Consider the following 24443-nt stretch of genomic DNA (forward strand, 5'->3'; position numbering starts at 1 on the left):
CGGAAAAATGGAGGAAATATGGAAGACTGTCAGGAATGGTCTGAGAGTAGCACCGCGGTTTTCTCCCTCTCCCTGTGGGAGAGGGCCGGGGTGAGGGCATCAGACCGCACCGCAACAACACTAGCTAAACATCACCTGCGCCCAGCGCGCCAGCCCTGCGGTAACGGAGCCAAAGTCATCCCCGCCGGCAATCGGAATGCCCGGCAGCTGTTCCGCCAGCGCTTTCTTGATCAGCGGCGAGCGGGCGCTACCGCCGGTCAGATAGATCACATCCGGCTTCTCTTTGCCGTTCTCCAGCGCCAGCTGGACCTGCTCCAGAATACGCTGCAGCGGCTGAGCAAGCGCCGTCTCCAGCCCCTCCTGTGAAATCGCCGTGGTCAGATCCTCGCTGATAAACGGCAAGGAGACCGCATGTTCAGGACGGTCCGAAAGGGCGATTTTGCTCTCTTCGGCGGTGCGCACCACGCGGTAGCTCAGGCGCTGACGCCACACTTTATAGAGCAGGGCGACCTTCTCGGCGTCCTGCGCGTCGCGCACCAGATCGTTAATGAAGCGCCCGTTCGCGGTGCTGTAAAAATCACTCTGCGCCGGAACGTCGTTGATGGCAATCGCGTTCCACCACGGCAGGATCGGCAGGGCGATGCCTTTTTCCGTTTGCCCGCCCATGCCCAGCAGCGGCATCAGGCTCTTGAAGGCCAGCGCGATATCCAAATCGTTACCGCCTACGCGGCAGCCGCTGTGCCCGAGCAGGCTGTTTTCACGATCGCGACGGTTATGCCACTGCGGCCCCATCAGCAGCAGCGAGCAGTCGGTGGTTCCCCCGCCGATGTCCACGACCAGCACGCGCTTCTCTTCCGTCAGCGTGGCTTCAAAATCCAGCCCCGCCGCAACCGGCTCGTACTGGAACACCACGTCGCGAAAGCCTGCCCGGTGCGCGGCGCGTTCAAGGATCCCCTGCGCCTGCTGGTTGGCCTCGTCGCCGCCCAGCCCCTGGAAGTTGATTGGGCGGCCAATCACCGCCTGGGTAATCTCCTCGGAAACCTGCGTCTGCGCCTGATGACGGATATGCAGCATCATGGCGCACACCAGGTCCTCAAACATCGCCACCTGCTGCGGCTTCAGGCCGCTGGCGCCGAGGAAGGACTTTGGCGATTTAACGAAATAGACCTCTTCCGGGTCTTCAATGTAGTGCCCGAGCGAGGAGAGGCCGAACTGCACGCTGGACGGGGTAACGTCGATATCTTCCTCGCGGTTGAAGCTGACCGCCCGACGCAGCAGCGCCTGGGTTTCCGCCGCGGTGGCAGGAACCTGATGGTGGCGGAACAGCCACTCGCTCACCGCCTCACGCGTCGGCGCGCAGAGCATTGACGGCAGCAGCGTGCTCTCTCTTTCCATTTTCAGGAGCTGCGGTTGTCCGTTCTGCATAATCGCAACCGAGCAGTTTGCCGTACCGTAGTCAAATCCAATAAACACGATTAATCCCCATGCCGGTGAGAAGGGGCGAGACTTTAACGAAATGTCTGCATGGCGACAACAGGAATATGAAAGCAAGGCGAAACACCGCTTTTCCGTTTATCCTGAGAGGAATAAAAAAGGAGCAATAATGTATACCCTGACCTGGCAACCTCCCTACGACTGGCAGTGGATGTTTGGCTTTCTCGGCGCGCGTGCGGTGACGGGCATTGAAACCGTCACGAGCGACTACTACGAGCGCAGTTTTGCCTGTAACGGCCATCAGGGGATATTTCGCGTGACGCCGGATATCGCCACCTATACGCTGACCGTGACGCTCAGTCCGGGGCTGCTTCCGGTTGCGCAGACGTGTCTTGAACGCATCGCGCGCCTGTTCGATCTCGCCTGCAACCCGCAGCGCGTCGCGGATACGCTGGGGGATCTCGGCGCTGCCCGACCCGGCCTGCGTTTGCCGGGGGCGATGGATGCGTACGAGCAGGGCGTACGGGCGATTCTCGGGCAGCTGGTGAGCGTGGCGATGGCGGCGAAACTGGCTTCCCGCGTTGTCGCCCTGTGCGGTGAGCCGGTGAAGGATGCACCGGGCTATGTCTGCTTTCCCTCCCCGCAAGCGCTGGCCGCTGCCGATCCGCTGGCGCTCAAGGCGCTCGGGATGCCGGTAAAACGCGCGGAGTCGCTGATTCATCTGGCGCAGTCGGTTGTTGACGGGACGTTTCCGCTGACGCCGCCTGAGGACGTTGAGGCGGGCATGAAGGCACTACAGCAGCGGCCCGGCATCGGGCGCTGGACGGCAAATTACCTGGCCCTGCGCGGCTGGCAGGCGAAAGACGTGTTCCTGCCGGATGATTATCTGATTAAGCAACGCTTCGCCGGGATGACCCCGGCGCAGATCCGTCGTTACGCCGAACGCTGGCAGCCGTGGCGCTCCTACGCGCTGCTGCACATCTGGTATACCGACGGCTGGACGCCGTCAGTTGATGGCGAAATAGCTGGTGTTGAGCAGTAGATCCAGCGGCTGCGGCTCGGCGATGGTGTCGCCATAGATAAAATCAATGCCGATGCCGGAAAGCGTATCCATCATGATGGGCTGGTTACAGGGGCCCGCGATGGTTTTCATCCCCAGACGCTGGGCGTGGCCCTGAACGATGGTCACCATCATCTCATCCATCAGATTGCCGTACACGTTGCTCACCACCTCGGCATCCAGCATCAGATAATCGGCCATGTTCGGGCTCAGGTGGGTAAAGACGTTCATGTCGCGCCCTATCTGGCTGAAGATCAACCGGCAGCCCGCCTGGCGAAGCTTTTGCAGCCCTCGCTGCAGATTCTCATCCGGGTTACATACCACGTCGGCCGCGATGACCAGATGCAGCAGACGGCCCGGCATAGGGCTGTTATCGAGCAGGTCGAGGAGTTCATCGACCAGCGTTACGCTGGCTAATCCGGCGGCAGAAAGCGGTAGCGCTACCCCCATTCCTTTACGGGCGACCTGCGCGGCAGAGGTGCGGAAAAACTCGCCAAAGATACGTCTGTCGAGGGCGTGCAGCAGCTCGGGCTCCGCAAGGCCAGAACGGAAGGCGTGCTCCTCCTGGACTTCACCCTGGCTGGTCCACAGGCGTAGCGAAACCAGCCAGAAGTTACAGCTTTCCGGTATGCGCGGGGAGGCGACGCTGCGGGCTATCATCATCAGATGATTGTCTTTGATCATGTGCCACTGTTCGTCCAGCGACATCATGCTGCGCGCGCTCCGATCCCGCTCCTGCTGCGGTTCGTACACCGTCACGATGCCGCGGCCGCTGTTTTTCGAGGCATAACAGGCAATATCCGCCTGCGACATCACTTCTGACGCCTGGTTATTATGCTCATCAATCAGCGTGATCCCTGCGCTGGCGCCAATCCGGTGCAGGCGGCCTTCCCACATAAAGTGATAGTCATTGATGGTATGGATCAGACGACCGGTGATATAGCGCGCGCTCTCAATATTGCAGTCCGGCAGCAGCAGCCCAAACTCGTCGCCGCCCAGGCGCGCCAGCACGTCGCTGGAGCGAAGCATGGTTAACATCATGGAGGAGAGTTCCCGCAGCAGGGCATCTCCCGCCGCATGGCCTGCGGTATCATTGACGGCTTTGAAGCGGTCCAGATCGATAAAGACCAGCGCATGACGCTGACGCGTCTCGCGAACGGTTTGCAGAAGTCGTTTGAGATGGTTTTCGAAGCTGACCCGGTTTGCCAGGTGGGTCAGGGCATCGTGCGAGGCGCTGTAGCTCAGCTGACGCAGCATTTTGCGCGACTCGGTAACGTCCTGAATAACGATCACCGAGCCAATACTGTGCCCGTCAAGGGTACTGAGTGGCGTAATGCTGTAGTGGATATCAAACGATCCGCCGGTGCGGCAGTTCAGCACTACGTCCTGGTCGATATCGGAGCGTGACATATCGCCGCTGTGAATGTTCTCCATCAGCGGGCCCCGTTCCCCAAAGGTGATGTGTAACACCTTCAGGATCGGCTGGCCGATGGCCTCGGTCTGCAGCCAGCCGCTCATTTTCTCGGCGACCGGGTTCATAAAGGTGACGTTCATGTCGATATCGGTACAGAGCACCGCTTCGCCGATGGAGTCGAGCGTGATGTGCAGACGCTCTTTTTCCTGGAACAGCGCTTCGTTAAGCTCCTTCACCTCGGTCATGTCCATATTGATGCCGAGTAAACGCTCCACTTCACCTTCTTTATTCAGCACCCGGTTTGCCAGGGAGCGAATATGGCGCACGCCTTCCTTCACGCGGATACGGAATTCAAGCTTAAACGGCAGACGAGAGACCAGTGAATCCCGCAGCACCTGCTCCGCATGGGCGCGATCCTCCGGCAGCATTCTTTCGTGCCAGAGCTGCCAGGTGGGCTTGATGTGCGGCGGAATTTCATACAGCTCAAACATCCGCTTATCCCAGCTGATAATGTCGGGCTCCAGATCCCACTCCCAGATGCCGATGCCGCCCGCTTCGTTGGCCAGCGTAATGCGCTCCATCAGGCGTTTATTGACCCACTCGGTCTGCTTCAGGTCGTTAATGTCTTCAATCTGGGCGATAAAATAGAGCGGCGAGCCGTCGGCATGGCGCACGACGGAGACGGCCAGAAGCGCCCAGACGACCTCGCCGTTGCGCGTGTAATAGCGCTTTTCGAGGGTGTAGGTGTTGATCTCGCCGTTGACCAACTGCTCCAGCTGTTCCAGGTCGGTATGCAAATCTTCCGGCCAGGTGAGCTGCTGGAAGGTGAGCGACTGCAGCTCGGTCTGACTGTAACCGAGGAAATTGCACAGCGCCTTGTTGGCCTGAAGCCACTGGCCTTCCATGCTGACTAACGCCATGCCGATGGCGGAATACTCCATTGCATTGCGAAAGCGCTCTTCGCTCTCGGTGATGTGTTTGCGTTCGGCACGGAAGGCATACATCACCATGGTCATCACGTTAGCGGGGAGAAGCAGCATCAGGAACGGCAGCCACGGCGCGTTCATCATCGGCCCGGCATGTTGGGTGGTCAGCGCCGAAGGGTTATGGGCAATCATCAGGGAAACGACCATCACGGTAACCAGAAACACCATGAATGCTTCCATCCGCGGCAAGCGCACGGCGCTCCACATCAGGAGGACAATCACGCAGGTAAAAGGCCACGGCAGCCAGGTAATGGATGCCCAGCTGAGCGCCAGCGTCACGGCCATGGTGACCAGCGTTTCCAGCAGCAATCTCGGGTCACGGTGGCGGAGCAGGTAATGGGATTTAAACAGCAGCCCCAGCGGCACCAGCGCCAGCGCGCCAATGGATTCAGATAGCACCCAGACGATGAAATTACGCAGCGGCTCAGGGCCGGGGATCAGAAGCGTCATCAGAATACCGCCCACCAGCGGCGGCACCAGCGCGCTGCCTATGGCCAGGCGGATCCAGTCGTTTAAATTTTGCAGCGGGTTGTACCACGGAAGCAGCTTGCGCAGTAACACGGCACCGATGACGGCCTCAATAATGTTTATTGCGGCGTAGGTGAGGTTTATCGACGCCCAGGAGAACACCATCCACGAGGCCAGAATATTGCCGAATGAACAGGCCAGGGCAATCCCGGGCCACATTTTTCCCGCATGGCGGTAAAACGCCACCATCATAATGGCGGTAGGAAACCAGAGCGGCGCCAGCAGGGTACCGAAGCGGGTAAGCTCCAGCGAAAATAAGGTAAAGATAAAGGTGACCAGGCCCAGACAGACAAGTCGTAATAAAGGATGTGGGGTGGTAACCAAAACCCGCTGGTATTGTTTATTCATTACCGCTTTATCCAGAGACGCCATGCCGTCAGGAGAGAAGTGCGCACGAGTGAATTTGATAATTTGGTTTATGCTAGTACAAACAATTTACAATTCATATGGCGACTGCTCATAATTTGACATCATAGACTTATTAAATAGTTACTCGCTAAAAAATCCCTGTTAAACGCTGAAAAAACGGCCATTAAAATTTCTCTCAGGGAGCAATGTGCCACTTTTCAGCCCGTCTCGCAGAACCTGCGCATTCGACTGGTATCACGCCCGCGAAATCCCTATAATTGCCGCGTTTGACGCTCCGGCGTCGTCCTTCCTTAACATCCAGGTTATTCAGGTCGCTAAATTTATGACTGATAAGTCTCATCAGTGCGTCATTATAGGCATCGCCGGCGCATCGGCTTCAGGTAAAAGTCTAATTGCCAGTACGCTTTATCGCGAACTGCGTGAACAAGTAGGTGATGAGCATATCGGCGTCATTCCCGAAGACAGCTATTACAAAGATCAATCCCATCTGTCGATGGAAGAGCGCGTAAAAACCAACTACGACCACCCGAATGCGATGGATCACAGTTTACTGTTCCAGCATTTAGAAGCCCTAAAGAGCGGCCAGGCCATTGAGCTGCCCGTTTACAGTTACGTAGAACACACCCGAACCCAGGAAACGATCCGCATCGAGCCGAAGAAGGTCATTATCCTTGAAGGCATCCTGCTCCTGACCGACGCTCGCCTGCGTGAATCCATGAACTTCTCCATTTTCGTCGATACCCCGCTGGATATCTGCCTGATGCGCCGCATCAAGCGTGACGTTAACGAGCGCGGTCGTTCGATGGACTCCGTCATGGCGCAATACCAGAAAACGGTGCGTCCGATGTTCCTGCAGTTTATTGAACCATCCAAACAATACGCCGATATCATCGTGCCTCGCGGGGGCAAAAACCGCATTGCGATTGATATCTTAAAAGCGAAAATCAGCCAGTTTTTTGAATAAGCCGCGCGAATTGTGTACCGTTCAGAGATAACCTGGTTTTACCCTGAGTGTTTAAGGCCTCAGGGTACGATGCATGAAAGGAGAAAGTGCCATGCGTCTTTGCGATCGTGATATTGAAGCCTGGCTGGATGAAGGCCGCTTGTCTATTACCCCGCGTCCCCCCGTGGAGCGTATCAATGGGGTGACCGTTGACGTACGGTTGGGGAATAAATTCCGCACCTTTAGTGGCCATACTGCGCCATTCATCGACCTCAGCGGGCCGAAGGATGAAGTCAGCGCCGCGCTCGATCGCGTCATGAGTGATGAAATCGTCATTGACGAAGGCGAAGCTTTTTATCTGCACCCGGGTGAACTGGCGCTGGCGGTGACGTATGAATCCGTGACCCTGCCTGCGGATCTCGTCGGCTGGCTTGATGGCCGTTCTTCTCTGGCACGCCTGGGCCTGATGGTTCACGTGACCGCGCACCGTATCGACCCAGGCTGGTCCGGCCGTATCGTGCTGGAGTTCTTCAACGCCGGCAAGCTGCCGCTGGCGCTGCGCCCCGGAATGATGATTGGTGCGTTAAGCTTTGAACCGCTGACAGGCCCGGCAGACCGGCCTTATAACCGCCGCCAGGACGCAAAATACCGCGACCAGCAGGGTGCGGTTGCCAGCCGTATTGATAAAGACTGATCGTTAGTCCATTGAGGATGCCATGAGAAGAGTTCTGACAACGCTGATGATTTTGCTGGTGGTGCTGGTTGCTGGCCTTTCGGCGTTGGTTCTGCTGGTTAACCCGAATGATTTCCGCGCTTACATGGTGCGGCAGGTCGAGGCACGCAGTGGTTACCAACTGAAGCTTGACGGGCCGCTGCGCTGGCACGTCTGGCCGCAGCTCAGCATTCTCTCTGGCCGAATGTCGTTAACCGCGCCGGGGGCCGCACAGCCGCTGGTCTCTGCGGATAACATGCGTCTTGACGTGGCGCTGATCCCGCTAATCTCCCATCAGCTGCAGGTTAACCAGGTGATGCTGAAGGGCGCGGTCATTCAGCTTACCCCGCAAACCGAAGCCGTGCGCGACGCGAATGCGCCGGTTGCGCCGCGCGAGAATACCTTACCGGATGAACCGTCCGATACGGGCTGGTCATTTGATATTGGCAAACTGAAAGTTGCCGATAGCGTGCTGGTGTTCCAGCATGAGGATCAGGAGCAGGTCACCGTTCGCAACATCAACCTGCAGATGGAACAGGATGAACACCATCTTGCGTCGCTGGAATTTAGCGGACGGGTGAATCGCGACCAGCGCGATCTGACCCTCTCGTTGAATGCAAACGTGAATGCGTCGGACTACCCGCATCAGCTGACGGCCGACATCCTGCAGCTCAACTGGCAGCTGACGGGGGCGGATCTCCCTACCCAGGGGATTACCGGGCAGGGGACGCTGCAGGCCGTTTGGCGCGAAGAACAAAAACAGCTGGCGCTGGATAACCTCAATCTGCAGGCCAACGACAGCAGCCTGAAAGGGCAGGCGAGCGTCACGCTCGACGATAAGCCGAAGTGGGTGCTGAACCTGCAGTTTGACAAGCTCAACCTGGAGAACATCCTGCCGCCGGTGCCGGCAAGCGCAACGGACAGCGATGCCGTACAGACGGGGCAAAGCCAGTCACCGGTGTCGCGTCCGGTTATCTCGTCCAACCTTGAACAGCCTGACTATAACGTGCTGCGCGGCTTCACGGCGGATATTCTGCTGAAAGCCAACAGCGTGCGCTGGCGCGGTATTGATTTCACCGACGTGAGCGGCCAGATGTTCAACCATAATGGGTTGCTGGTGATTTCAGAACTGAGCGGCAAAATGGGGGCGGGTCACCTGTCACTTCCGGGTACGCTGGACGTGCGTAAGGACGTTGCCAGCGCTGAATTCCAGCCGCGTCTCGACAACGTTGAGATTGGCAGCATCCTCAAAGCCTTTAACTATCCGATTTCCCTGACGGGGCAGCTGACGCTGGCCGGGGATTTCTCAGGCACCAGAATTGATGCCAACGCCTTCCGCCGCGAGTGGCAGGGCGAGGCGCACGTTGACCTGAAAGATTCGCGAATGGAAGGGCTCAACTTCCAGCAGTTGGTCCAGCAGGCGGTGGAGCGCAGCAGCGATGTTAAAGCCCAGGAAAACTATGACAGCGCAACGCGCCTCGACAGCTTCACCACGGATCTGACGCTGGATAACGGAGTACTGACGATGGCCGGAATGCAGGGAACCTCGTCTATGCTGTCGTTAACCGGAGAAGGCTCGCTGGATCTGGTCAAAGAGACGGCGGACACGCGCTTTAACGTCCGGGTACTTTCCGGCTGGCAGGGCGAAAGCAAGCTGATTGACTTCCTCAAAGAGACGCCGGTTCCGCTTAGCGTATACGGCAAATGGCAGGCGCTGAACTACAGCCTTCAGGTGGATCAGATCCTGCGTAAGCACCTGCAGGATGAAGCGAAGCGTCGGCTTAACAGCTGGGCGGATCGTAATAAAGATTCCCAGAACGGCAAGGACGTGAAGAAGCTGCTGGATAAGCTTTGAGGTTCGTGGTGCAGGCGGTGCTGCCTGATGCCATCACCCCGACCCTCTCCCGCGGGAGAGGGAGCAAATACTAAAACGGCAACGAGGTTGCCGTTTTGTTTTACCTAAACCTCAAAATCCAGCTCTTCCTCATCCCGCAGTGGAATAAGCTGCACTTTCTGCACGCGATGGTTTTCAATCTGCAGGGTTTTAAGCAGATAGTCGCCCACCTGAACCTCTTCTCCCGGCTGCGGGATGCGCTGTAAATACTCCATCAGCAGGCCGGCAATGGTGTGGTATTCCCGTTTTTCATCCAGCGGCAGCGGCACGTACTGCACCAGGTCTTCCAGCGGCATGTGGCCGTTGGCCGTCCACGAGCCGTCTGCGTTTTTCTGAATGTCGTGGCGGGCATCAATCTCATCCACCTCGTTTGGCAGATTGCCGGCGATGGTTTCCATCACGTCGCTGAGCGTGACCAGCCCTTCCACCGAACCAAACTCATCCACTACGAAGGCGAAGTGCGTGCGCGCGTTGCGGAACTGCTCCAGCGCGGAAAGCAGCGGAAGCGCTTCCGGGAAGACCAGCGGCTGGCGCACCAGCGCGCGCAGGTTGAGCGGCTCGCCGTGAAGCTGCTGCTGGAGCAGATCAATCACGTGCACCACCCCCAGCAGCTCCTCTTCCTCTTCACCGCCGGTGACCACCACGCGGGTATGCTGGTTTTTATCCAGCAGGGCGCGGATCTGCTCTTCCGGTGCCGTGAGGTCAATATGCTCAATGTCATGCCGGGAGGTCATGATGCTGCTCACCGTGCGCTGATTCAGGTTAAGCACCCGCTCGATCATCAGCCGCTCCTGCGGGTTAAAGATCTGCCCGTCGCTGTGATCGGCAAGCAGGGCGGAGGATTCGGCGTCCAGCTCGGCATCCTCTTTCCTGCCGCTCAGCAGGCGCATGACGGTTTCTGCCGTGCGCTGGCGCAGGGTCTGATTCGCGGAGAGAAACCGGCGGCGGTTAAATATCGCCAGCTGGTTGAGGGCTTCAATCATGACGGAGAAGCCAATGGCGGCGTACAGATAGCCTTTCGGAATGTGGAACCCGAAACCGTCGGCGACCAGGCTAAAGCCAATCATCAGCAGGAAGCTCAGACAGAGGATCACGATGGTCGGGTGACTGTTCACAAAGCGGGTCAGCGCTTTGCTCGCCATCACCATCAGCGTGATGGCGATGATTACCGCGGCCATCATGACGGCGAGATGGTCCACCATCCCGACGGCGGTAATCACCGAATCCAGGGAGAAGACCGCATCGAGCACCACAATTTGCGCCACCACCGGCCAGAATTTCGCCCCGCGTCGCTGGGTTGGGTTCTCGCTGTCTTTGCCTTCGAGCCGCTCGTTAAGCTCCACCGTGGCTTTGAACAGCAGGAACAGCCCGCCGAAGAGCATGATCAGGTCGCGCGCGCTAAAGCTCAGACCGCGAACGGAGAACAGAGGCTGAGTGAGCGTGACCATCCAGGAGATAGAGGCCAGCAGCAGTAAACGCATCACCATCGCCAGCAGCAGACCCGTCACGCGCGCGCGGTCGCGCTGGGAAGGGGGCAGTTTTTCAGCGAGGATGGCGATAAAGACCAGATTATCAATCCCGAGCACTAATTCGATGACGACCAGCGTCACCAGCCCGGCCCAGATTGATGGATCGGCAATCCATTCCATAGTAATAGCAATACCTTCTGTTATATGACGAATGTCACACTTCGATCATGGATAAAGCTGCGGGAAAATGCAATGTCGGGCTGAGATTTCTCTTAATACGATGCGTAAAAAAGAGAGCAATCTCAGGTGGGTGTAAATAAGCGAAATACGTATATTTTATTATTCTGAGAGCATTTTAGGATATATCGCAGATAATGGTATTTGCTCTCTTTTTGTCAATATAAAGAAAATCCTAAAAGGTCAAAACTTTGCTCTTAATATTAATCTTAAAAACCGATATTAGGACAGTTGTCTCCTTGCCTGCTATTAGGTTAGCTGCAACAATTCTCCCAGCATCAAATGTTAAATCTTGTTGTTGCTATTATTGTTTTGGTCTTCGGAATGGTCATTCATTATCCGTTGTGTATTTCAAGCGGCTGATATATTTCCAGAAGACCTTACTCAAGAGGGTGTCTATCCATAACACATTGTTTAGTCAGTGGATTGGTAACTGAAAGCCAAGGGCGGTAGCGTGCCTGAAAGCGTGTGAATCAGCCTCGATTATTCTGTCAATAGCCAATGGATGAATAAGCTTTTTTTAGGACTGATGCCAGTTATATTTCTATTTGATTAACTGCATGCTGAAACCCAATACGTCTCAAGCTTATTTAAATTGCACAGGATAATTACTCTGCCAAAGTGATAAATAATCAATGATGAAATCCAAAATGAAATTGATGCCATTATTGGTGTCTGTGACCTTGATGAGTGGTTGCACGGTCTTTCCCGGCAGCAATATGTCAACAATGGGTAAGGATGTGATCAAGCAACAGGATGCCGATTTTGATCTCGACAAAATGGTGAATGTTTATCCACTTACGCCACGTCTGGTCGAACAATTACGTCCACGTCCGAACGTTGCCCAGCCGAATATGTCTCTGGACCAGGAAATTGCCTCCTATCAGTATCGCGTGGGGCCGGGCGACGTGATCAACGTGACCGTCTGGGATCACCCTGAACTGACCACGCCAGCGGGCCAGTACCGCAGCTCAAGCGACACCGGGAACTGGGTACAGTCAGATGGCACCATGTTCTATCCGTACATTGGTAAAGTGCATGTCGCCGGGAAAACGCTTGCCGAAATCCGTAGTGATATTACCGGCCGCTTAGCGCAGTACATCGCCGACCCGCAGGTGGACGTTAATATCGCCGCATTCCGCTCGCAAAAAGCCTATATCTCCGGTCAGGTGAACAAATCCGGCCAGCAGGCCATCACCAACGTTCCGCTCACCGTTCTGGACGCCATTAACGCCGCGGGCGGCTTAACCGACGGCGCCGACTGGCGCAACGTGGTGCTGACCCACAACGGTAAAGAGCAGCGCATTTCGCTGCAGGCGCTGATGCAAAACGGCGATCTGACCCAGAACCGCCTGCTCTATCCGGGCGATATCCTCTACGTACCGCGCAACGACGATCTGAAAGTCTTCGTGATGGGTGAAGTGAAGAAACAGAGCACCCTCAAAATGGACTTCAGCGGCATGACCCTGACCGAAGCGCTGGGCAATGCTGAAGGTATCGATCTGACGACCTCTAACGCGACCGGTATTTTCGTCATCCGTCCGCTGAAAGGTGAAGGCAGCGCGAAGGGCAAGATTGCCAACATCTACCAGTTGGATATGTCCGATGCGACGTCTCTGGTGATGGCGACGGAGTTCCGTCTCCAGCCATACGATGTGGTTTACGTCACCACCGCGCCGGTTGCCCGCTGGAACCGTCTGATCAACCAGTTGCTGCCAACCATCAGTGGCGTTCGCTACATGACGGATACGGCGCGCGACATTCATACCTGGTAATCCGCGATGTTTAACAAAATTCTGGTGGTATGCGTGGGGAACATTTGCCGTTCCCCCACGGCTGAACGGCTGTTGAAACAGTACCAGCCCGAGTTAACGGTCGAGTCCGCAGGGCTGGGCGCGCTGGTGGGCAAAAGTGCCGACGAGCGCGCAACGAGCGTGGCCCGCGATCACAACCTCTCTCTTGACGGGCATATTGCCCGCCAGGTCACCGGCCGCATGTGCCGGGAGTATGACCTGATTCTGGCAATGGAAAAACGCCATATTCATGCGCTATGCGATATCGCTCCGGAGATGCGCGGCAAGGTGATGCTGTTTGGTCACTGGGACAACGAACGCGAAATCCCCGATCCGTATCGCAAGAGCCATGAAGCCTTCGAGGCGGTTTACACCTTACTTGACCAGTCTGCCCAACAGTGGGCGCAGGCACTGAAAGCTCAGCAGGGATAACAATGACAGAAAAAACAAAACCTTCTGCCGCCCCGACTTCGGGCAGTGATGAAATTGATATTGGTCGCCTGGTCGGCACGGTTATTGAGGCAAAGTGGTGGGTGCTCGGCATTACCGCCGTCTTTGCCGCGGCGGCCGTTATCTATACGCTCTTTGCGACGCCTATCTACAGCGCCGACGCGCTGGTGCAGATTGAACAAAATACCGGCAACTCCCTGGTGCAGGATATCGGCTCCGCGCTGGCGAACAAGCCGCCGGCATCCGACGCTGAAATTCAGCTGATCCAGTCGCGTCTTGTGCTGGGTAAAACGGTTCACGACCTCGGCCTCGACATCTCCGTCACCAAAAATACGTTCCCGATCTTTGGTGCCGGCTGGGATCGGCTGATGGGGCGCAGCAATGACACCGTCAAAGTCACTGACTTTGTGCTGCCGAAAGGGGCGGGGGATCAAACCTTTACCCTGACGGTGCTGGGCCCTAAACAATACCAACTGACCAGCGATGCGGGCTTTAGCGCACGCGGCGAAGTGGGGCAGATGCTGAATAAAGATGGCGTTAGCATGATGGTTAGCGCGATCCACGCCCAGGAGGGCGGTGAATTCACCGTGACCAAATTCTCCACGCTGGGAATGATTAACAATCTGCAGAACAACCTGACCGTCACGGAAAACGGTAAGGACACCGGCGTGCTGAGCATGACCTTTACCGGTGAAGATAAGGATCAGATCCGCGACATCCTGAACAGCATTACCCGCAACTACCTTGAGCAGAACGTCGAGCGCAAGTCGGCGGAAGCAGCGAAAAGCCTGGCGTTCCTCTCTAAACAGCTCCCGGAAGTGCGTGCCCGTCTGGACGATGCCGAGAACAAGCTGAACGCCTTCCGTCAGGATAAAGACTCCGTCGACCTGCCGCTGGAGGCCAAATCGGTTCTCGACTCCATGGTCAACATTGATGCGCAGCTCAACGAGCTGACCTTCAAAGAAGCGGAGATTTCCAAGCTTTACACCAAACGCCACCCGGCCTACCGCACGCTGCTGGAAAAGCGCCGCACTCTCGAAGAGGAGAAGGCGAAGCTGAACGACCGCGTGACCGCGATGCCGAAAACGCAGCAGGAGATCGTGCGTCTGACCCGCGACGTGGAATCCGGACAGCAGGTTTACATGCAGCTGCTGAACAAGCAGCAGGAGCTGAAAATCACCGAGGCCAGCACCGTGGGTGACGTGCGCATCGTTGACCCGGCCATTACCCAGCCTGGCGTGCTGAAGCCGAAGAAAGCCCTGATTATTCTCGGCAGCATTATTCTCGGCCTGATGCTCTCTATCGTTGGCGTGCTGCTGCGCTCGCTGTTCAACCGCGGCATCGAAAGCCCGCAGGCGCTGGAAGAGAATGGGATCAACGTCTACGCCAGCATCCCGCTGTCCGAGTGGCAAAAATCCCGTGACAGCGTCAAGACCATCAAGGGCGTTAAGCGTTACAAACAGAGCCAGCTGCTGGCCGTGGGTAACCCAACCGACCTGGCGATTGAAGCGATACGCAGCCTGCGTACCAGCCTGCACTTCGCCATGATGCAGGCTAAAAACAACGTACTGATGTTAACCGGCGTCAGCCCGTCTATCGGTAAGACGTTTGTGTGCGCCAACCTGGCGGCCGTGGTGAGCCAGACCAACAAGCGCGTGCTGCTGATCGACTGCGATATGCGTAAGGGCTACACCCACGAACTGCTGGGCACCAACAACGTGAACGGTCTGTCGGAAATCCTGCTGGGTCAGGGGGAGATTAGCCAGAGCGCCAAGCCGACCTCGATTCCGAGATTCGACCTGATCCCGCGTGGTCAGGTGCCGCCGAACCCGTCTGAACTGCTGATGAGCGAACGCTTCACCCAGCTGATTGAGTGGGCGAGCAAACACTACGACCTGGTGCTGATCGATACGCCGCCGATTCTGGCCGTGACCGATGCCGCCGTGGTGGGTCGCCATGCGGGTACCACGCTGATGGTGGCGCGCTATGCCGTGAATACCCTGAAAGAAGTGGAAACCAGCCTGAGCCGCTTCGAGCAGAACGGGATTGAGGTGAAAGGGGTGATTCTGAACTCCATCTTCCGTCGTGCGACCGGGTACCAGGATTACGGCTATTACGAGTACGAATACAAGTCTGACAGTAAATAATAAAACACACCCACACCCCTCACCCTAACCCTCTCCCCTGAGGGGAGAGGGGACTGCCTGGTGCGGTCTTTCACCCTCTCCCCTCCGGGGAGAGGGCCGGGGTGAGGGGCAGGAGGAATACATGAGCACACAACGCCCTTTGATTTCTATCTATATGCCGACATGGAACCGTCAGCAGCTGGCGATCCGCGCGATTAAATCAGTCCTGCGTCAGGATTACGATAACTGGGAACTGATTATCGTGGATGACTGTTCCTCCTCTTACGAGCAGCTGCAAAAATTTGTCGAAGACCTGAACGATCCGCGCGTGGTGTACACGCACAACGCCATCAACTCCGGGGCGTGCGCGGTACGTAATCAGGCGATTATGCAGGCCAAAGGGCAGTATCTGACCGGCATCGACGACGATGACGAATGGACGCCGAACCGCCTGTCCGTCTTCCTGTCGCATAAAGAGCAGCTGGTCACGCACGCCTTTCTGTATGCCAACGACTATGTCTGCCAGGGCGAAGTGTATTCGCAGCCGGCCAGCCTGCCGCTGTACCCTAAATCACCGTATTCTCGCCGCCTGTTCTACAAGCGCAACATTATCGGCAATCAGGTCTTTACCTGGGCGTGGCGCTTTAAGGAGTGCCTGTTCGATACCGAACTGAAGGCCGCGCAGGATTACGACATCTTCCTGCGGATGGTGGTGGAGTACGGCGAGCCGTGGAAGGTGGAAGAGGCCACGCAGATCCTGCACATCAACCACGGGGAGATGCAGATCACCTCCTCACCGAAGAAGTTCTCGGGCTACTTCCATTTTTACCGCAAGCACAAGGACAAGTTTGACCGTGCCAGCCGGAAGTATCAGCTCTTTACCCTGTACCAGATCCGCAATAAGCGCATGACCTGGCGCACCCTGCTGACGCTGCTGTCCGTGCGTAACGGCAAGCGTCTGGCTGACGGGCTTCGGGGGAAATAATGTTTCTGGAAGATTGCCGCGCAAACAGCTGGAGCCTGCGCCCGTGCTGCATGGTTCTGGCGTACCGCATCGCGCACTTTTGCTCGGTGTGGCGCAAGAAAAATGTACTGAACAATATCTGGGCGGCGCCGGTGCTGGTGCTGTACCGCATCATCACCGAATGCTTTTTTGGGTATGAGATCCAGGCTGCGGCCACCATTGGCCGCCGCTTTACCATCCACCACGGCTATGCGGTGGTGATCAACAAGTTCGTGGTCGCGGGTGATGATTTCACCATTCGTCATGGGGTGACTATCGGCAACCGTGGGCCAGACAGCCTGGCCTGTCCGGTCATCGGCAACGGCGTCGAGCTGGGCGCGAACGTGGTGGTGATTGGCGACATTGCGATAGGTAACAACGTGACGATCGGGGCGGGCAGCGTGGTGCTGGACAGCATCCCCGATAACGCGCTGGTGGTGGGAGAGAAAGCCCGCGTGAAGGTGATTAAATGAACATTCTGCAATTTAACGTGCGCCTCGCAGAAGGCGGGGCGGCCGGCGTGGCGCTGGATCTGCACCAGCGCGCGCTGCAAAAAGGACTCCAGTCTCGTTTTATTTACGGCTACGGCAAAGGCGGCAAGAAAAGCGTCAGCCACGATAACTATCCGCAGGTGCTTAAGCACACGCCGCGTCTGACCTCTGTTGCCAACATCGCGCTGTTCCGCCTGTTTAACCGCGATCTGTTTGGCAACCTGAACAGTCTTTATCGCACCGTGACCCGCACAACGGGCCCGGTTGTGCTGCATTTCCACGTTCTGCACAGCTACTGGCTGAATCTGGAAGAGGTGGTGGCGTTTTGTCAGAAGGTGCAGGCCCACAAGCCCGACACCCGCTTCGTCTGGACGCTGCACGATCACTGGAGCGTGACCGGACGCTGCGCGTTTACCGACGGCTGCGAAGGCTGGAAAGATAGCTGCCAGAAATGCCCGACGTTGAGCAACTATCCGCCGGTGAAGGTGGATCGCGCGCATCAGCTGGTAGACGGAAAGCGTCAGCTGTTCCGCGACATGCTCTCGCTCGGCTGCACGTTCATCTCCCCGAGCCAGCACGTGGCCGATGCCTTCAACAGCCTGTATGGGGCAGGGCGCTGTCAGATTATCAACAACGGCATCGATGTGGCGACGGAAGCCATCCTGGCCGAGCTGACGCCAGTGGCGGAAACCGCGGGTAAACCGAAAATCGCCATCGTTGCGCACGATCTGCGTTACGACGGCAAAACCAACCAGCAGCTGGTGCGCGACATGATGGCGCTGGGTGACAAGATTGAACTGCACACCTTCGGCAAGTTTTCCCCGTTCGAAGGGGCCAACGTGGTGAACCACGGGTTTGAAACCGACAAGCGCAAGCTGATGAGCGCCCTGAACGGTATGGACGCGCTGGTGTTCAGCTCCCGCGTGGATAACTACCCGCTGATCCTCTGCGAAGCGCTCTCCATCGGCGTGCCGGTGATTGCCACCCACAGCGATGCGGCGCGCGAAGTGCTGGAAAAATCCGGCGGTAAAACCTTCGCCGAGCACGAGGTCCTGCCGCTGGTGCAGCTGCCGAAGGCGCAGATCGCCGAGGCCGTTTTTGGCACTGACCTGGAATCGTTCCGCAACCACAGCCGCAAGGCCTACAGTGGACAACAGATGCTGGAGGAGTATGTCTCGTTCTATCAGAATCTGTAGTTATCTGCTGCTGCCGCTGATCTACCTGCTGGTCAACGTCAAAATTGCCCAGCTCGGCGAAAGCTTCCCGATAACCATCGTGACTTTTCTGCCCGTTCTGCTTCTGCTGTATGTCGATAAAATCAACCTGAAGAAGCTGATGATTGCCCTGGGGCTGGGCACGGGCCTGACGCTGTTTAACTACATCTTTGGTCAGTCGCTGGATGCCAGTAAATACGTCACCTCCACCATGCTGTTTGTTTATATTGTCATTATTATCGGAATGGTCTGGAGTATTCGCTTTAAAACAATATCTCCGCACAATTATCGGAAAATCCTCAGGTTCTTTTATATTGCCGTTGCGTTAATTGTTATGCTTGCCGCACTGGAAATGGCGCAAATTATTTTGACCGGTGGCAGCAGCCTGATGGAGATAATTTCGAAATATCTCATTTACAGTAACAGCTATGTACTGAACTTCATTAAGTTTGGCGGGAAGCGTACCACGGCGCTCTATTTTGAACCGGCGTTTTTCGCTCTGGCGTTAATCTCAATTTGGCTCAGCATCAAACAGTTTGGTATCAAAACGCCTAAGACCGATGCTATGATTCTTGCAGGAATCGTTCTGTCTGGATCGTTCTCAGGGGTAATGACATTTATCCTGTTTTACCTGCTGGAGTGGGCGTTCCAGTATCTGAACAAAGATGCGATTAAGAAAAAACTGCCGCTGGCGATTATCTCCCTGACGGTATTTATGGTCGGCGTGATATTTGCCTTCCCGTACATCTCAGAACGTCTGGGAGATTTGGGGACGGAGGGGTCATCGTCCTATTATCGCATCATTGGTCCGCTGGTGATGGTGGGTTATTCCTTAACCCATATTGATGGTGTAGTAAGATTCGGCTCACTTTACGAATATGTTGCATCATTCGGAATCTTTAACGGTGCGGATGTCGGTAAAACCATAGACAATGGACTGTATCTGTTAATTATTTATTTTTCGTGGTTCGCCGTACTGTTGACGCTGTGGTATCTGTTTAAAGTTTTCAAAATGATGATCAACGCGTTTGGTGATAACCAGAACTTTCGCGTGCAGCTTTATCTTTTTACGCCGGTGTCGCTGTTTTTTACCGGGTCAATATTTAGCCCGGAATATGCTTTCTTGATTGTCTGTCCGTTTATTTTGCGCAAGGCGCTTAATATTACGAACGTATGACGAAATGAGGTGATTTATGTTTCTTAGCGTCATTACTGTCGCTTTTCGTAATTACGAAGGGGTGGTAAAAACCTGGCGCTCGCTGCGCAACCTGGCGCGCGATCCAAGCCTCACCTTTGAGTGGATTGTGGTCGACGGCGGCTCGAACGATGGCACGGCGGAGTTTCTGGAAAAACTCAACGGTGAGTTCAACTTACGCTACATCAGCGAGAAAGATAAAGGCATCTACGATGCGATGAACAAGGGCATTAATATGGCCCAGGGCCGTTATGCCATCTTCCTCAATTCCGGCGATATTTTCCACGACGACGTGGCGCTGTTTGCCCGTCAGCTGGCGCGCCAGAAAGAGGACGCCATGTATATTGGCGATGCGCTGCTCGATTTTGGCGACGGGCATAAAGTCTGCCGCAGCGCCAAGCCAGGCTGGTATATCTACCACAGTTTGCCGGCCAGCCATCAGGCCATTTTCTTCCCTGTAAACGGTCTGAAAAAACAGCCTTACGATTTGCAGTACAAGGTGTCATCCGATTATGCGCTGGCCGCCAGCCTGTATAAATCAGGTTATCCGTTCCGCCGAATTAAAGGGCTGGTGTCTGAATTTTCGATGGGCGGCGTGTCAACGTCAAATAATCTGGAATTATGTCAGGACGCAAAAAAGGTGCAGCGTCAAATATTACGCGTGCCGGGATTCTGGGCGGAATTTTCTTATTTGTTACGCCTGCGTACCACGGGCAAAACGAAAACCTTATATAACAAAGCCTGAATATAAGGAAACGCAATGCAGGATTTAAAAGGTTTCTCCGTACCGAAAGGTTTTCGGGGCGGGAACGGTATCAAGGTACAGCTGTGGTGGGCGGTTCAGGCAACCTTATTTGCCTGGTCGCCGCAAATACTGTACCGCTGGCGAGCCTTTTTATTGCGCCTCTTTGGCGCAAAAATCGGAAAAAACGTAGTCATCCGACCTTCGGTTAAAATTACCTACCCCTGGAAATTAACCCTAGGGGATTACGCCTGGGTGGGGGATGACGCGGTGTTATATACCCTGGGCGAGATTACGATTGGCGCAAATTCGGTGGTTTCACAGAAGTGTTATTTGTGCACCGGCAGCCACGACTTTATGAGCCCGCATTTTGATATTACCGCTTCGCCTATTGCGATCGGTGAAAAATGCTGGCTGGCAACGGATGTTTTTGTTGCACCAGGTATTTCTGTTGGCGATGGCACGGTAGTCGGTGCCCGCAGCAGCGTTTTTAAATCGCTACCGGCAAATAGCATTTGCCGTGGCAACCCCGCAGTGGTGATACGCGAACGCGTTGAAACTGATTAAATTCATAAGTAGAGGAATATAAACATGTCTAAAGTCGCTCTCATCACCGGCGTTACCGGGCAGGATGGTTCTTACCTGGCAGAACTGCTGCTGGAGAAAGGGTATGAAGTGCACGGTATTAAACGTCGTGCCTCTTCATTCAACACCGAGCGTGTGGATCACATCTATCAGGATCCGCACGCGGCGAACCCGAAATTCCACCTGCACTACGGCGACCTGACCGATACCTCCAACCTGACCCGCATCCTGCAGGAAGTACAGCCTGATGAAGTGTACAACCTGGGCGCGATGAGCCACGTAGCGGTCTCCTTCGAGTCCCCGGAATACACCGCTGACGTTGACGCCATGGGTACCCTGCGTCTGCTGGAAGCGATTCGCTTCCTCGGCCTTGAGAAGAAAACCCGCTTCTACCAGGCATCGACCTCCGAGCTGTACGGCCTGGTGCAGGAAATTCCACAGAAAGAGACCACGCCGTTCTACCCGCGCTCTCCGTATGCGGTAGCAAAACTGTACGCCTACTGGATCACCGTGAACTACCGTGAATCTTACGGCATGTACGCCTGTAACGGCATCCTGTTCAACCACGAATCCCCGCGCCGCGGCGAAACCTTCGTGACCCGCAAAATCACCCGCGCTATCGCCAACATTGCTCAGGGTCTGGAATCTTGCCTGCACCTCGGCAACATGGACTCCCTGCGTGACTGGGGCCATGCAAAAGACTACGTGAAAATGCAGTGGATGATGCTGCAGCAGGAACAGCCAGAAGACTTCGTGATCGCGACCGGCGTGCAGTACTCCGTGCGTCAGTTCGTTGAGATGGCCGCGGCGCAGCTGGGCATCAAGCTGCGCTTTGAAGGCACCGGCGTGGAAGAGAAGGGTATCGTTGTGTCCGTGACCGGCCACGACGCGCCGGGCGTGAAGCCAGGCGACGTAATTGTGCAGGTTGACCCGCGCTACTTCCGTCCTGCTGAAGTAGAAACCCTGCTGGGCGACCCAACCAAAGCGCACGAGAAGCTGGGCTGGAAACCTGAAACCACTCTGCAGGAGATGGTTTCCGAGATGGTGGCCAAAGATCTTGAAGCGGCGAAAAAACACTCCCTGCTCAAGTCTCATGGCTACGAGGTTGCCATCGCGCTGGAGTCCTGAGAATGACAAAACAACGTATTTTTGTCGCCGGCCATCGCGGAATGGTGGGTTCCGCGATTGTTCGCCAGCTGGAGCAGCGCGGTGACGTAGAGGTGATTGTCCGCACGCGCGACGAGCTGAACCTGCTCGATAGCCGTGCGGTACAGGACTTCTTTGCGAACGAACGCATTGACCAGGTGTATCTGGCGGCGGCGAAGGTGGGCGGCATCGTCGCTAACAACACCTACCCGGCGGATTTCATCTACGAAAACATGATGATCGAGAGCAACATCATTCACGCCGCGCACCTGAACAACGTGAATAAGCTCCTGTTCCTCGGTTCGTCCTGTATTTACCCGAAAATGGCGAAGCAGCCGATCGCCGAGAGCGAGCTGCTGCAGGGTACGCTGGAAGCCACCAACGAGCCGTACGCGATTGCCAAAATTGCCGGGATCAAGCTGTGCGAGTCCTACAACCGTCAGTACAACCGCGACTATCGCTCGGTGATGCCGACCAACCTGTACGGACCGCACGACAACTTCCACCCGAGCAACTCGCACGTGATCCCGGCGCTGCTGCGCCGCTTCCACGAGGCGACCGCCGAGAACGCGCCGGACGTGGTGGTGTGGGGCAGCGGGACGCCGATGCGCGAGTTCCTGCACGTGGACGACATGGCTGCCGCCAGCATTCACGTGATGGAGCTGGATCGCGAGGTGTGGCAGGAGAACACCGAGCCGATGCTGTCGCACATCAACGTGGGTACCGGCGTGGACTGCACCATTCGCGAGCTGGCGCAAACCATCGCGCAGGTGGTGGGCTACAAGGGCCGCGTGGTGTTTGACGCGACTAAACCGGACGGCACGCCGCGCAAGCTGCTGGACGTGACCCGTCTGCATCAGCTGGGCTGGTATCACGAGGTGTCACTGGAGCAGGGGCTGGCCAGCACCTACCAGTGGTTCCTGGAAAACCAGCACCGCTTCCGGGGGTAACAATGTTTTTAAGTCAGGAAGATTTTGCCACGGTGGTGCGTTCCACTCCGCTCATCTCGATTGATTTGATCGTGGAGAACGAACGCGGCGAGTTCTTGCTGGGAAAACGAACCAACCGTCCTGCACAGGGCTTCTGGTTCGTGCCCGGCGGGCGCGTGCAGAAGGATGAGACGCTGGTCGATGCCTTCGAGCGTCTCACTCTGGCAGAGCTTGGCCTGCAGCTGCCAATGGCAGCGGGCCAGTTTTACGGGGTCTGGCAGCACTTCTATGACGATAACTTTTCAGGTACCGGGTTCTCCACGCACTACATCGTGCTGGGGTTCCGCCTGAAGGTGAGTGAGGCAGACCTGCGTCTGCCTGATTCCCAGCATGACGACTACCGCTGGCTAACGCCAGATGCGCTGCTGGCCAGTGAAAATGTGCATGACAACAGCCGTGCCTATTTCCTGGCTGAACGTCAGGCCGGGGTGCCGGGCCTATGAAGATCCTCGTGTACGGAATTAACTACTCGCCGGAGCTAACCGGCATCGGGAAATACACAGGCGAGATGGTGGAGTGGATGGCGAGCCAGGGACATGACGTGCGGGTCATTACCGCGCCGCCGTACTACCCGGAGTGGAAAGTGGGGGAGCGCTACTCAAGCTGGCGCTACCGTCGCGAAGAGGGTGCAGCGACCGTCTGGCGCTGCCCGCTCTACGTACCGAAGCAGCCTTCGACGCTGAAACGGTTAATTCATCTGGGCAGCTTTGCCCTGAGCAGCTTCTTCCCGCTGATGGCGCAGCGTCGCTGGAAGCCGGATCGCATTATTGGCGTGGTGCCGACGCTGTTCTGCACGCCGGGCATGCGCCTGCTGGGCAAACTCTCCGGCGCGCGAACGTTGCTGCACATTCAGGATTACGAAGTCGACGCGATGCTGGGCCTGGGGATGGCAGGCAAAGGCAAGGGCGGCAAGGTGGCGAAACTCGCCAGCGCCTTTGAGCGCAGCGGGCTGCATAACGTGGATTACGTTTCGACGATCTCACGCTCGATGATGAACAAGGCGCAGGAAAAGGGCGTCCCGGCGGAGAAGGTGATCTTCTTCCCGAACTGGTCCGAAGTGACGCGTTTTCGCGACGTGACGGAGCAAGACGCGCAGGCGCTGCGCGCCCGGCTCGGTTTGCCTGAAGACCAAAAAATCATTCTTTACTCAGGCAACATCGGCGAAAAGCAGGGGCTGGAGAGCGTTATTGAAGCAGCTCAGCTGCTGAGCGAACAGCCGTGGACGTTTGTGATTGTCGGGCAGGGCGGGGGAAAAGCGCGGCTGGAGAAGATGGCCGGCGAACGCGGCCTGACCAACGTGAAGTTTTTCCCGCTGCAGTCTTACGACGCGCTGCCTGCGCTGCTGAAGATGGGCGACTGCCATCTGGTGGTGCAAAAGCGCGGCGCGGCGGATGCGGTGCTGCCGTCCAAGCTGACCAACATTCTGGCAGTGGGCGGTAACGCGGTGATTACGGCGGAAGCCGAAACAGAATTAGGCCAGCTGTGTGACAGCTATCCGGGGATTGCCGTGTGCGTGGAGCCGGAATCGGTCCCGGCGCTGGTCACCGGCATTGAGCAGGCACTCGCCATGCCAAAAGTGAACACGGTGGCACGTGAATATGCCGAACGCACGCTTGAGAAAGAGAACGTGCTGAGCCAATTTATTGCAGATATACGGGGATAA

The 24443-nt window shown here is 56.4% G+C and carries 20 protein-coding genes; 17 read left to right on the plus strand and 3 right to left on the minus strand.

Going from position 1 to position 24443, the window contains the following annotated elements; genetic code table 11:
* Positions 1 to 120: 120 nt before the first annotated feature.
* Entirely contained in the window at positions 121 to 1473 is a 1353-nt protein-coding gene (yegD, locus tag OSH03_RS07975; RefSeq protein ID WP_266178768.1) for a molecular chaperone, read from the minus strand.
* A 130-nt stretch (positions 1474 to 1603) separates the two neighbouring features.
* Between yegD and alkA the strand changes: the two genes are divergently transcribed.
* Positions 1604 to 2476 (plus strand): DNA-3-methyladenine glycosylase 2, encoded by an 873-nt coding sequence (gene alkA / locus OSH03_RS07980; RefSeq protein WP_266178769.1) that lies wholly within the window; start codon positions 1604 to 1606, stop codon positions 2474 to 2476.
* Here alkA and OSH03_RS07985 read toward each other — a convergent pair.
* Positions 2441 to 5770, minus strand: coding sequence for a diguanylate cyclase (locus OSH03_RS07985; RefSeq protein WP_253542751.1), 3330 nt, complete (start codon positions 5768 to 5770; stop codon positions 2441 to 2443). The genes alkA and OSH03_RS07985 overlap by 36 nt on opposite strands.
* Before the next feature lie 343 nt (positions 5771 to 6113).
* Here OSH03_RS07985 and udk point away from each other — a divergent pair, with 343 nt between their 5' ends.
* The 3 genes from udk to asmA all read left to right on the plus strand — a co-directional run bounded on the left by udk (position 6114) and on the right by asmA (position 9301).
* A complete protein-coding gene (udk, locus tag OSH03_RS07990; protein ID WP_008500855.1) occupies positions 6114 to 6755 on the plus strand; it encodes a uridine kinase in 642 nt (213 codons plus the stop codon).
* A gap of 91 nt (positions 6756 to 6846) precedes the next feature.
* Entirely contained in the window at positions 6847 to 7428 is a 582-nt protein-coding gene (dcd, locus tag OSH03_RS07995; protein WP_020883257.1) for a dCTP deaminase, read from the plus strand.
* 22 nt (positions 7429 to 7450) lie between these two features.
* The gene (asmA, locus tag OSH03_RS08000; protein WP_266178770.1) at positions 7451 to 9301 is read left to right on the plus strand and encodes an outer membrane assembly protein AsmA; all 1851 of its coding nucleotides are present in this window, start codon (positions 7451 to 7453) and stop codon (positions 9299 to 9301) included.
* A gap of 104 nt (positions 9302 to 9405) precedes the next feature.
* Here the strand turns inward: asmA and OSH03_RS08005 are convergent, their stop codons facing one another.
* Positions 9406 to 10989 carry a TerC family protein gene (locus tag OSH03_RS08005; RefSeq protein WP_253542745.1) on the minus strand — a complete coding sequence of 528 codons (1584 nt, stop codon included), beginning with the start codon at positions 10987 to 10989 and terminating at the stop codon, positions 9406 to 9408.
* A gap of 692 nt (positions 10990 to 11681) precedes the next feature.
* Here OSH03_RS08005 and OSH03_RS08010 point away from each other — a divergent pair.
* From OSH03_RS08010 to wcaI, 13 genes are all read left to right on the plus strand, one after another.
* A complete protein-coding gene (locus OSH03_RS08010) occupies positions 11682 to 12821 on the plus strand; it encodes a polysaccharide export protein (RefSeq protein WP_014170829.1) in 1140 nt (379 codons plus the stop codon).
* A 6-nt stretch (positions 12822 to 12827) separates the two neighbouring features.
* Positions 12828 to 13271 carry a low molecular weight protein-tyrosine-phosphatase Wzb gene (wzb, locus tag OSH03_RS08015; protein ID WP_061097666.1) on the plus strand — a complete coding sequence of 148 codons (444 nt, stop codon included), beginning with the start codon at positions 12828 to 12830 and terminating at the stop codon, positions 13269 to 13271.
* Between the two features lie 2 nt (positions 13272 to 13273).
* The gene (gene wzc / locus OSH03_RS08020) at positions 13274 to 15436 is read left to right on the plus strand and encodes a tyrosine-protein kinase Wzc (protein WP_061097667.1); all 2163 of its coding nucleotides are present in this window, start codon (positions 13274 to 13276) and stop codon (positions 15434 to 15436) included.
* 121 nt (positions 15437 to 15557) lie between these two features.
* Positions 15558 to 16400, plus strand: a complete 843-nt coding sequence (gene wcaA, locus OSH03_RS08025; RefSeq protein ID WP_266178771.1) for a colanic acid biosynthesis glycosyltransferase WcaA — start codon at positions 15558 to 15560, stop codon at positions 16398 to 16400.
* A complete protein-coding gene (gene wcaB, locus OSH03_RS08030; protein WP_266178772.1) occupies positions 16400 to 16891 on the plus strand; it encodes a colanic acid biosynthesis acetyltransferase WcaB in 492 nt (163 codons plus the stop codon). Before wcaA ends, wcaB begins: the two co-directional genes overlap by 1 nt.
* Entirely contained in the window at positions 16888 to 18105 is a 1218-nt protein-coding gene (gene wcaC, locus OSH03_RS08035; RefSeq protein WP_266178773.1) for a colanic acid biosynthesis glycosyltransferase WcaC, read from the plus strand. Before wcaB ends, wcaC begins: the two co-directional genes overlap by 4 nt.
* Complete coding sequence (gene wcaD, locus OSH03_RS08040) at positions 18080 to 19300, plus strand: colanic acid polymerase WcaD (RefSeq protein WP_029742034.1); 1221 nt, start codon at positions 18080 to 18082, stop codon at positions 19298 to 19300. The genes wcaC and wcaD overlap by 26 nt, the downstream gene beginning before the upstream one ends.
* A gap of 16 nt (positions 19301 to 19316) precedes the next feature.
* The gene (wcaE, locus tag OSH03_RS08045) at positions 19317 to 20063 is read left to right on the plus strand and encodes a colanic acid biosynthesis glycosyltransferase WcaE (protein ID WP_266178774.1); all 747 of its coding nucleotides are present in this window, start codon (positions 19317 to 19319) and stop codon (positions 20061 to 20063) included.
* A gap of 15 nt (positions 20064 to 20078) precedes the next feature.
* Positions 20079 to 20627, plus strand: coding sequence for a colanic acid biosynthesis acetyltransferase WcaF (wcaF, locus tag OSH03_RS08050; protein WP_061097672.1), 549 nt, complete (start codon positions 20079 to 20081; stop codon positions 20625 to 20627).
* Positions 20628 to 20651: 24 nt separating this feature from the next.
* Positions 20652 to 21773, plus strand: a complete 1122-nt coding sequence (gmd, locus tag OSH03_RS08055) for a GDP-mannose 4,6-dehydratase (RefSeq protein ID WP_003863514.1) — start codon at positions 20652 to 20654, stop codon at positions 21771 to 21773.
* Positions 21774 to 21775: 2 nt separating this feature from the next.
* Complete coding sequence (gene fcl / locus OSH03_RS08060) at positions 21776 to 22741, plus strand: GDP-L-fucose synthase (protein WP_151413081.1); 966 nt, start codon at positions 21776 to 21778, stop codon at positions 22739 to 22741.
* A gap of 2 nt (positions 22742 to 22743) precedes the next feature.
* Positions 22744 to 23223, plus strand: a complete 480-nt coding sequence (locus OSH03_RS08065; RefSeq protein ID WP_061097674.1) for a GDP-mannose mannosyl hydrolase — start codon at positions 22744 to 22746, stop codon at positions 23221 to 23223.
* The gene (wcaI, locus tag OSH03_RS08070; RefSeq protein WP_266178775.1) at positions 23220 to 24443 is read left to right on the plus strand and encodes a colanic acid biosynthesis fucosyltransferase WcaI; all 1224 of its coding nucleotides are present in this window, start codon (positions 23220 to 23222) and stop codon (positions 24441 to 24443) included. Before OSH03_RS08065 ends, wcaI begins: the two co-directional genes overlap by 4 nt.

This window comes from Enterobacter nematophilus (genome assembly GCF_026344075.1).
Classification (GTDB): Bacteria; Pseudomonadota; Gammaproteobacteria; order Enterobacterales; family Enterobacteriaceae; genus Enterobacter; species Enterobacter nematophilus.